We start from the raw sequence: 7,760 nt of genomic DNA, 5'->3' as shown, positions 1-7,760 counted from the left end.
AGCTGCCATTGTTATATAGTTATATGGTTGGTTAAAGTGTGGTAAGAAGAAAATATCTAATAATTTTAACTTATCTATAGTTACTCCCTCTTGAATAGCTAATGAGAACATATGGATTCCCATTGAGATATCTTGTTTTGATGCTATTTGAGCTCCTAAAATTCTTCTTGTATCCATGTCATAAACTATACTAATTAATACTTTATCATTATTATGTTCAATAAATCCTGGCTTTTGTAAATCCTCATATGAAGTTGCCACTGCATTATATCCTAATCTTTTAGCTTTTTCTAAAGTCAGTCCTGTTGAAACCATGTTTAATCCATAGATAGATATTCCATTTGATCCTTGAACTCCAACACTCTCTAATTTTGTTCCACATACATTGTGAGCTGCTACTACTCCAGAACGTACAGCATTTGTTGCTAATGCTATATAGTTAGTATCCTTTATAGAGTTGTCATATACAGTTGCACAGTCTCCTATTGCATACACATCTTCCATACTTGTTTTTTGAGTTAAATCTACTCTATAAGCATTTTTAAATAACTCTAAATTTTCTTTTCCTGATTTTGTATTTGGTACAAATCCTACAGCTAAAATTACCATATCTGCTTTATATGATTTTTTATCTGTAACTACCTCTTCTACTTTTCCATTTCCTTTTATCTCAAGTACTTTCTCACCATAATTTAGATTGATACCATTATCTGCTAAATTCTTATTCATTAAATCTCTAAATTCTTTATCATAATATCCTGATAAACAACTATCAGCTAAATCTATTAATTCAACATTCTTTCCTATTCTTTGAAAAGCTTCTGCTAGTTCTACTCCAATATATCCAGCTCCTACTACCACGATATCCTTTATATCCTTATTTTCTAATTTTTTTATTACTTCCTCTGCATTTTGGTAAAGCTTTACAAATTGTACATTCTCTAGATCTTTTCCAGGAATATTTAAATCTATTGGTAAAGATCCTGTTGAAAGTATTAATTTATCATAAGACTCCTCATACTTCTCTCCATTTTTACCTGTAGCATAAACTTTTTTATTTTCAAAATCTATTTTTTCTACCTCTGTTTCCATATGGATTTTAGCTCCCTTGGCTTCTAATCCCTCTTTTGTTGCATAAAATAATCCTTCTGGACCTGAAATTTGTTTTCCTATCCATAGTGCCATTCCACAACCTAAAAAACTTATATTTGAGTTTCTATCAAATACAACTACCTCTTGCTCTGGATAATTATTTAAAATTGTATTTATTGCAGCTGTTCCTGCATGGTTTGCTCCTACTACTACTATTTTACTCATATATATCCTCCATAATTCTATACCTGAAATTTAAACTTTTTCTATTTTTAAATAGTGTACTATTTACATCTACTTTTTTCAAATAAATTTAATTTCATTTTTTGAGTAAAAACAGTAAAAAAATTGCCCATTTTAATCAACTTTGTTTTCAATAACTTACTTATTTTTTATTTTAAAAAGAATCAGAATTAGTTAACAAAATTTTCAATCCTTGATATTTTCTTAAGTTATTTTAATATTAGAGTAATTTTTTATTTTTCTACCCTCATAATTTTATATATCTCTTCTATATTTAAATTTTCTCTTAAAGTGGTCGCTAATTTATCATACTCTCCCTCTTTAAATTCATAAAAAGAGAATTTTTCCTCTAACAGTTTTAATCCTTTTCTCTCTCTTATATTATTTAAAAAAGTTCTAGTAAATTTATCATTATCAAAAATACCATGTATATATGTTGCAAAAAGATTCTCTTTAGCTACAAATAATAAATTTTCACTTTCAATAAGATTTTTTTCATTACCATTTGTAACCCCTTGATGAATTTCATAACCTTTAACTACAATATTTTCACAACCAGCTAATATTGTCCCATTTAGATCACCTACTATTCTATTTTCACTCTGTTGAGTGCATTTCATTTTTTCCATAGTGGTTATCATATCTAAAATCTCAAATCCTTTTGTTGAAATTTTATCTCCTTCTATGTTAAAAGGATCTCTAATCTCCCTTCCTAACATCTGAAAACCACCACATATCCCTACTATGCATGTTCCCTTGTTATATAGTTCTTTTATTTTATCATAAATTCCATTATCCTTTAATTTTTCTAAATCAGATATTGTATTTTTACTTCCCGGTAAAATTATAATATCCTCTTCTCCCAGCTCATCTTTTGAAAAAATATAATTTAATGCAACATCTGAATAGTGACTTAAGACATCAAAGTCAGTATAATTAGACATTTTATCTGTTCTAATTACACTAATTTTAATCTCCCCTTTATTTGAATTAAATTTATTTATTTTTTTTGCTAGAGTATCCTCTTCCTCAATCTCTATCTCCATATGAGGAACTACTCCTAAAAATTTTATATCTATCCTCTCTCTCTTTAATCTGTCCATTAACATATCTATTCCTGGCTTTAAAAGTTCTAAGTCCCCTCTAAACTTATTAATAATAATCCCTTTTATTCTTTTTCTATCTCTCTCTTCTAGTAAGGCTATTGTTCCATATAAAGAAGCAAAAACTCCACCTATCTCTATATTTCCTACTAAAATTACTGGTGCATCAACTAATTCTGCCATCCCCATATTAACACAATCATATTCTCTCAAATTTATCTCAGCTGGACTTCCTCCACCTTCTAATACCCCTATATCAAATTCTTTCTCAATCTTTTTATAATTTCTTAATGCAACCTCTTTCCAATATTTTGAATTTGAAAAATACTCCTTTGCTTCACTATTTTGAATTGGTTTTCCTTCAATTATAATCTGTGAGTTATTATCTGAATTTGGTTTTAACAATATTGGATTCATAAAAGCCCTTGCTCTCTCTTTTGCTGCTTCAGCTTGTACTACTTGGGCTCTTCCCATCTCTAATCCCTCTATATCTACGTAAGAATTTAGAGCCATATTCTGTGACTTAAAAGGTGAAACTCTATAGCCATCTTGAACAAATATTCTACATAAACCTGCTGTTATTATAGATTTTCCAACAGATGAACCAGTGCCTTGTATCATAATTTTCTTATGCATATAACCTCCGTTAATCATTAAATCCTCTTATCACTTTATTTAGATGTAAAATCTCCTCTTTTATATTTCTATGATGTAATTTTCTTATATCTATTCCACCTATCTTAAACATCCACTGTAACCATACTCCCATAATAAGAGCTGTAGCAATTGTTCCTAATCCTAATTTTCCTCCTAATAACCACCCAACTACGAAGGCTATTATCTCTATTCCATTTTTTATAACACTTACTGGCTTATTAAATTTTTTTGTTAATATCTGCATAAATCCATCTCTAGGACCACACCCCATTCCCTGTGTCATATATAAATATGTTCCATAACTATAGAAAAATATACCCACTAGTAACTCCAATATTCTAAAAAATAAATTTTCAAATATAGGTATGAAATCTAAAACTATTATCAAGTCCATAAAAAGCCCAATAAATATAAAATTTAAAACTGTTCCTATCCCTATTGGTTGTCCTAAAAATATGTCCATCAAAACTATTATTACTCCTAGACTGATACTTGCCTGTCCTATTGTTATTCCAGTAACTTTTGATACTCCTTGATGTAATACATCCCATGGTGCCAACCCCAAGTTTGCTTTCAGAATAGTAACACATCCCAATGAACAGATAAATAACCCAATAAACAATTTTAAAAATCTAATACTCTCTTTTTTCAAATAAATCCCTCCTAAGATAAGTTCTCTTAAATTATCTTACTATAAACTCCTTAATTTTTCTAGTTTTTTCTAATTTTAAAAATTTTTTTTAAAAAAATGCTTGCTTTTTTTTTAATTTAGTATTATACTTCTCTACAAGATATAAAACATTTGGGGAGGTTTGAAGAATGATGATGACACTTAACATAATAATTTTTGTCATATGTATAATACTATTCATAATACTTATTATGGATCAAATTTTATATACAAAAATTATGTTAGGAATTTGTTTAAAGCATTCTTCAAATCAAAATTTGAAATGTCAAAAAATATTGTATAATCTATACTTTATTTAGTTTTATAAGATTATCCATTTTTGAACTTGAACAGCCTAACTTGGCTGTTTTTTTTATACTTTTTTACATCTAGGAGGAAAATAATTATGAAAACAATGGAACTAGCTAAAAAATATCACAACTATGTTGTATCTATGAGAAGGGAATTTCACCAAAATCCAGAAGCAAGTATGGAAGAGTATAATACTTCTAAAAGAATTAAAGAGGAGTTAGAAAAAATGGGAGTAGAATATAGAAGTATTGCTGGAACTGGGGTTGTAGCTACTTTAAAAGGAAAATTTCCTGGAAAATGCATAGCTTTAAGAGGTGATATTGATGCTCTAGCAGTTGTCGAAGAAAATAAAAAAGAATATGCTTCTAAAAATCATGGTCTTATGCATGCATGTGGGCACGATACTCATGCTTCAATGCTTTTAGGAGCTGTTAAAGTTTTAAAAGAGATGCAAGATGAGATTCATGGTACTGTTAAATTTTTCTTTCAACCTGGGGAAGAAGTTGGAAAGGGAGCAAGAAAAATGGTGGAAGAAGGGGCTCTTGAAGGTGTTGATTCAATTATGGGAATACATATAGCTTCAATGTTACCTGTAGGAACTATAAATGCTGAACCAGGTCCTAGAATGGCTGCTGCTGATAAGTTTAAGATAACTATAACAGGAAAAGGTGGACACGGTTCTGCTCCTCATCAATGTGTAGATGCTGTAGTAGTTGGTGCTGCTACTATTATGAACTTACAAAGTATTGTTAGTAGAGAGCTTACTCCTTTAAAACCAGCAGTTGTTACAGTTGGTTCTATCCACTCTGGAACTAGATTTAATGTGATAGCTCCAACAGCTGTATTAGAAGGAACTGTTAGATACTATGAACCTGAATATTTTAAAACTATATCTCAAGCTATTGAAAGAATAGCTAAACTTACAGCAGAAACTTATAGAGCAGAAGCTAGTGTAGAATATGAAAACGCTGTAAAACCTACTATAAATGATGAAAGTTGTGCTAAGCTTGCTCAAGAAACAGCAGCTAAAATAGTAGGAGCTCAAAATGTTGTAACTGTTGGCCCTGAAACTGGAGGAGAGGATTTTTCTGAGTTTTCTTCAATTGTTCCAGGTGTTATGACAAAATTAGGAGCTGGAAATCCTGAAAAAGATGCTTGTTATCCTCATCATCATGGAAAATTTGAAGTTGATGAAGATGCCTTTATATACGGTGTAGCATATTATTCTCAATATGCTTTAGATTATCTTAATACAAATAAAACTCCATCGGAGTGTTAATTAAAGGAGATGTGATTGATTATGAATAAAAAAGTAGTTGTATTATTTTTTATGATTGTATTAGTAGTTGCTGGTTATCTTAAATTTTCTTCTAAAGATATAAAAGCCCAAGAATTAAAGAAAAATAAGATTACTATTGCCATGAAAGCTGACCCAAAAACCTTAGATCCTCAAAAAAGTATAGATACAATGTCTAACAAATCAATCACATTGTTATATGATACACTTGTAGATTTAGATGAAAATTTAAATTTAAAACCAGGACTTGCTGAGTCTTGGGAAAGATTAGATGATTGTAATGTGGTTTTTCATCTAAGAAAAGGTGTTAAATTTCATAATGGTGAGGAATTAAAAGCAGAGGATGTGAAGTTTACTTTAGAAAGAGCTGCCTCTTCTCCTCAAACTCTTTATCTTTTTAAACCTATTAGTAATGTTACAGTTATTGATGATTATACTGTAAAAGTTAGTACTGATAAGCCTTTTGGAGCATTACTCAATAATCTTGCTGCCGTTCAAGGGGGAATTGTTTCTAAGAAAGCCGTTCTAGAATATGGAGATGATTATGTAAATCATCCTATTGGAACTGGACAATATAAGTTTAAAGAGTGGTTACCTGGAAATAAAATTGTTTTTGAAGGTTTTAAAGATTATTATTTAGGAGCTCCTAAATTTGAAGAGTTAAGTTATCTTACTATTCCAGAAGTTAGCAATAGAATGATTGCTCTTGAAACTGGAGAAGTTGATGTAGCCTTTGATATTGGAATTATGGATAAAGAGACTATTGAAAAAAATAATAATTTAGAACTTGTGGAAGTTGAATCCCCTGCTTTACTTTATCTAGGATTTGACCAAACTAATCCTATCTATCAAAATAAAAAATTAAGGGAAGCTATTGCTTATGCTATTGATAATCAAACATTTGTAGATGTTGTATTCAGAGGTTCTGCAGTAGCTGGAGACTCTCCTCTTCCAAAAGCAAGTCCTGCTTATGATGGAAGTGTAAAAAAATATAACCAAAATTTAGAAAAAGCTAAAAAATTATTAACTGAAGCTGGTTATCCTAATGGATTAAACATTGAATTATGGTGTATGGATGATGGTCCTAGAGTAGATATGTGTGTAATCATTCAAGATCAATTAAAAAAGATTGGTATCAATGTAGAGATTAAAGTTTTTGAATTTGGTGCTTATGTTTCTAAAACTGCTCTTCCTAATAAAGAGTTATACTTCCTATCTTGGAACTCATCTGGTGATGGAGATGTTGCCCTATATCCACTATTTCATTCATCTCAACATGGAGCTCCTGGAAATAGAAGTTTTTACTCTAATAAAAAAGTAGATGAATTATTAGATAAAGCTAGAGTTTCTGTTAACGCAGAAGAAAGAACCACTCTATATAAAGAAGTTCAACAAATTTTACAAGAGGATTTAGCTATTTATCCATTAGCCTATCCAAAAATTAATTTAGCTAAAAACAAAAATTTAACTGGACTTGTATTTAAGAAAAATGGAGACATTGATCTTACAAATTTAGATTTCAATCAAAAATAATGAAAGAGACTATTGTAACTTTAAATAATTTAAAACTTTAAAATTGACTAAGGAGCTTTTTTATCTCCTTAGCTTTTTTTATAAAAACTATCAAGTATTTAAAATTTTTTCAAATTTTCAATATAATACATCTATAACAAATTAATTGAATAAAAGCTAAGAATTTGAACTGTGTTTTAACCCATATTCTACAAATTTAGATATTAAATTTTGAACCTTATTCCATTCTTCGTTTTTTTCCCATTTTAATGATTTGTTAATTGAAAAACTTCCATAAAAGATAAAAAGAAATAACTTTTCAGCCTCATATTCTGTTAAATTATAATTTTTCATAAATTTTTTTATACTGTCTTTTTTTGCATAGTTATATAATCTACTAGCAATATAATTAGATAGATAAAAATCATTAAAGAGTACTTGATATTTTGAAGTTATTGATTTTTGACATAGTGGTTCTTTGTCCGATTCATTTAAATTTTTATTATTAATATTATCTGTTAGTTCTAAAGCGTCATCTAAAACTTCTATTAAAACTTGATTAAGATTATTATAGTGTAAATAAAATGTTGCTCTTGCTATTTTAGCTTTTTTACAGATTATTGAAATATTCAATTTTTCATAAGATATATTTTCTAATAATTCTAAAAACGTATCTTTAATTAATCTACAAGTATACTTAGCTCTTATATCATTTTTTCTTTTTTTCATTTTTACCTCAAAAATATTTACATATTTTAAAATATGTAAATAAAAATACATTTTTTTAATAATTGTAATTGTAGAAATTTTATATTTAAGATTATAATATATTTATAGACAACATGTCAATTAATTTAAAAATTAAAAAAGGAGA

6 protein-coding genes are annotated in these 7,760 nt (G+C 28.6%); 2 read left to right on the top strand and 4 right to left on the bottom strand.

Annotation, left to right across the window (positions count from 1 at the left end):
• The 3 genes from IAA47_01485 to IAA47_01475 all read right to left on the bottom strand — a co-directional run.
• On the bottom strand, positions 1–1,317 hold a 1,317-nt coding region (locus tag IAA47_01485), incomplete at its 3' end, for an FAD-dependent oxidoreductase (protein MBU3841668.1).
• A 251-nt stretch (positions 1,318–1,568) separates the two neighbouring features.
• On the bottom strand, positions 1,569–3,074 hold the full coding sequence (locus tag IAA47_01480) for a cobyric acid synthase (GenBank protein MBU3841667.1): 1,506 nt from the start codon (positions 3,072–3,074) through the stop codon (positions 1,569–1,571).
• Between the two features lie 10 nt (positions 3,075–3,084).
• Positions 3,085–3,747, bottom strand: a complete 663-nt coding sequence (locus IAA47_01475; GenBank protein ID MBU3841666.1) for a hypothetical protein — start codon at positions 3,745–3,747, stop codon at positions 3,085–3,087.
• Between the two features lie 424 nt (positions 3,748–4,171).
• Here IAA47_01475 and IAA47_01470 point away from each other — a divergent pair, with 424 nt between their 5' ends.
• Both IAA47_01470 and IAA47_01465 read left to right on the top strand, forming a co-directional pair.
• Positions 4,172–5,356 carry an amidohydrolase gene (locus IAA47_01470; GenBank protein ID MBU3841665.1) on the top strand — a complete coding sequence of 395 codons (1,185 nt, stop codon included), beginning with the start codon at positions 4,172–4,174 and terminating at the stop codon, positions 5,354–5,356.
• Positions 5,357–5,377: 21 nt separating this feature from the next.
• Positions 5,378–6,907, top strand: coding sequence for a DNA-binding protein (locus tag IAA47_01465; protein MBU3841664.1), 1,530 nt, complete (start codon positions 5,378–5,380; stop codon positions 6,905–6,907).
• A gap of 156 nt (positions 6,908–7,063) precedes the next feature.
• On the opposite strand, the gene IAA47_01460 is transcribed toward IAA47_01465, so the two are convergent.
• Complete coding sequence (locus IAA47_01460) at positions 7,064–7,615, bottom strand: hypothetical protein (protein MBU3841663.1); 552 nt, start codon at positions 7,613–7,615, stop codon at positions 7,064–7,066.
• Positions 7,616–7,760 lie beyond the last annotated feature (145 nt).

It is taken from the genome of Candidatus Fusobacterium pullicola (assembly GCA_018883725.1).
Taxonomy (GTDB): domain Bacteria; phylum Fusobacteriota; class Fusobacteriia; order Fusobacteriales; family Fusobacteriaceae; genus Fusobacterium_A; species Fusobacterium_A pullicola.
The sequence above is the reverse complement of the archived record's forward strand: the minus strand, read 5'-3'. Positions and strand labels throughout refer to the sequence as shown.